We start from the raw sequence: 2,762 nt of genomic DNA on the forward strand, positions 1-2,762 counted from the left end.
TTCCTCGAGCACCTACAGCTGGATGCGATTCCCCGTTTCGTCACATCTTGAGAATCCAATCTGAGAATCTCCCGATATTTGACCATAAAAACCTCCTATGCAATTTATTTGCGGAATATTCCGCAAACTCATTATATAGGAGTGGTTCTCTCGTGTCTCAAGTGGTTCTGTTTTGTGTCCTGGGTGGTTCTAAAACGTGGCACAAGTGGTTCTATTAAATGGCTGTAATCATATTTTTTATGGAAGCGATTTCTATTGAAACTTTATTGATTTTTCGAAAGTATTTCTTTTATATTTCCTTTTAAGTTTCTTGGATCTCTACGTAATGAAAAGAACTCTGCTATTCCTTTCTCAATTGTTGCTTTAGGATTTACCATTACACTACTGTAATTATTTCTTAAATCGTCAGTTTCTTTAATTATTCTATTAACAGATTCATTTAATTCCTTACAGCACTTCTTATATTTCTTATCCCTACCACACGGACAAGGATCATTCCTTCTAAATTCTTTATTGTACCAAAATTGATTTTTAATGAAGAATTCTAAAATATCGTCCTGTGTACTATAATAAAAATTCTCTTTTTTCATTGTAGTCCCACTTTTATATCCATCTTGATGGTACATGGTGCTTAAGATAGGGGATGAATCTTTGAATACTTTAACTCCTTCTTCAACGTCATATTTGTTCGTGCCTATACACTTATTATACGAATTGTTTATTATAACTTTATTTACTTCTCTTACTTGCTGATCAAATAATTCATTAACCTTATTAGAGCTTATATAGTAAGGCTTATTTCCATGAAAGTAAGAAATATAGTATTTGTTTGAAATCGGTATAAAGATTACAACATCTTTCAACCCAATATTACGATTACTTAAGTTTCCAAAAAATGCTTTTATATCTAAAGAACTTGTGGAAATGTATTGATCACTCAATAGAAATGATTGGTTCTTGCTTTTAATTATTGAAAAATTATAATATTGGGTGATAGTTTTACCAAGATCATTGATATATGCAGAATCTAATATTTTGTCTAGAAGGTGAGAAATCTTTTCGTTTTCATCTTCCAGCAAAAAAGAGAATTCATGCAAAAGAGCTCCACTTCTATAATAAAAAATTAGAAACTCTTTTATATATTTTTCTACGAAAATTTTCAATTCGGAGACGTTTATTTTTCCTTCTTCAAATAACTTTATCTTATTTAAGATATCATGAATCGCAGGACCAAAATAATCTTCAATTTTGCTAAAAAAACCTTCTATCTTATTTACTTCCAAGTTAGGGTGCTCATACGTGTATCTTTGTGACATCGATTGAGAATAATTTGTCGGATAAACTTTCTTAGCGGATAAAGATGCTTCGAAAACTTGTTTTTTTTCATTTGAGAAATGTTTTAATACACACCGTGGGATGTAATGCTGATTTTTTACAAGCTGATTCATATCTCCCACCCCTATTCACATAAGTTTCCCCTTGAAATAAACAATTACTTAAACTTGTCGCACGCCTGTAGTTTATTAATCAGTGACAGCCACCACTATTCTCATTCGTATAACTTTCAAGGAGAAGATTCCTTTTCTATCACTAACATGAAAATCATTTCATGTTGATTTCTTATGATAGGTAATTGATTTCCGATAAAATGAATACCTCTTTAAACTACTGTCTAATATTACTGGCGAATCAATTCTATTATCCTCTTAATTGATTAATTTGCGTTCTTTTTGAAATCAGCCGTTAAACCACCCGCAGCTCCGCTCAGACAGTGCTTGTGGAAAGTTACTCAAGAATTTTTATTGTCTTCGCTTCTAGAGTGTTTAAAATAAAAGACCTGCTAACGTCTGCAATGCAAACCATAGTTTACTTTCAAGATCGTTTAGAATTCCTTCATTTTTCCAGTTTGAATGGGCTTACTTTAGCTCTATTGGCATTGTAGATTCCTTATGCAGGTCTAATCTATATCTCTAATTTTTCATTACCCAGGGATACTTTTTTAGTGTCTACCATTTGGGTTCAGTTCATAAATTAGAAGCCTTCATTGTTTAGCTATTTAAAGGTATCTTCTTATAGTAATATACATATGCTAATAGATAAGGTGCCCCCGAAACTTTTGCCCATAATGTTCGGTGTGTGCCGTCTCCAGCTACTGCATAAATGTCTTCATCCTCAAAGTAAGCCAGTTTGGTTAACGAACCGCTACCAGGATCAACTCCATTTTCTGAATAGTAGTCGTAGTTTTCTTGTAAAGACTTCTCCTCGAACTTATAGTAAATGTCTAATATTTTTCCTTTGCTTAGTGTTAACCCTTCATCTTTCATTGATATATAATCGAACCAAGACAGACGGTCATAATCTACTGTATAAGCAGGGGTTACATGATACCCGCCATCTACTGTAGCTAAAATCCGTTCCTCTGTATCTTCAAGCCTGTTCCCGACTCCTTTAATTTTACGAGTGTCGACCAACTCTTCTTTTGAAATTCTTGTCGATTTATAGCGTTCATAGTACTCCCGACTATTAATCGACGTCTCAACTTTCATTTTTTCTATATGCTCCCTAGGCACACCTTTCTCCAGTAACAAGTTTTCTATCATCTCCCGCATAAAAACCATCCTTTCGTTAAGAGATTTTCTCTATACCTAATTTGATTTCATTTGTATATGAATCAATTTCATAAATCGCACTTTTAAAAAAGTGTAGACGACTTTACCGACCATTTTTTCTGTTTTTTAAATTTAAGCGGCTGCTAAAGCTGC

Annotated in this window: 2 protein-coding genes; both read right to left on the minus strand. The window is 33.1% G+C overall.

The window, feature by feature from the left end; genetic code table 11:
• Nucleotides 1-263 precede the first annotated feature (263 nt).
• The gene (locus J7E21_RS16120) at nt 264-1,448 is read right to left on the minus strand and encodes a DUF4238 domain-containing protein (protein WP_215109661.1); all 1,185 of its coding nucleotides are present in this window, start codon (nt 1,446-1,448) and stop codon (nt 264-266) included.
• Nucleotides 1,449-2,048: 600 nt separating this feature from the next.
• Nucleotides 2,049-2,609, minus strand: coding sequence for a hypothetical protein (locus J7E21_RS16125; RefSeq protein ID WP_215109663.1), 561 nt, complete (start codon nt 2,607-2,609; stop codon nt 2,049-2,051).
• Between the last annotated feature and the right edge of the window lie 153 nt (nt 2,610-2,762).

This window comes from Planococcus sp. ISL-109, from assembly GCF_018613655.1.
GTDB lineage: Bacteria > Bacillota > Bacilli > Bacillales_A > Planococcaceae > Planococcus.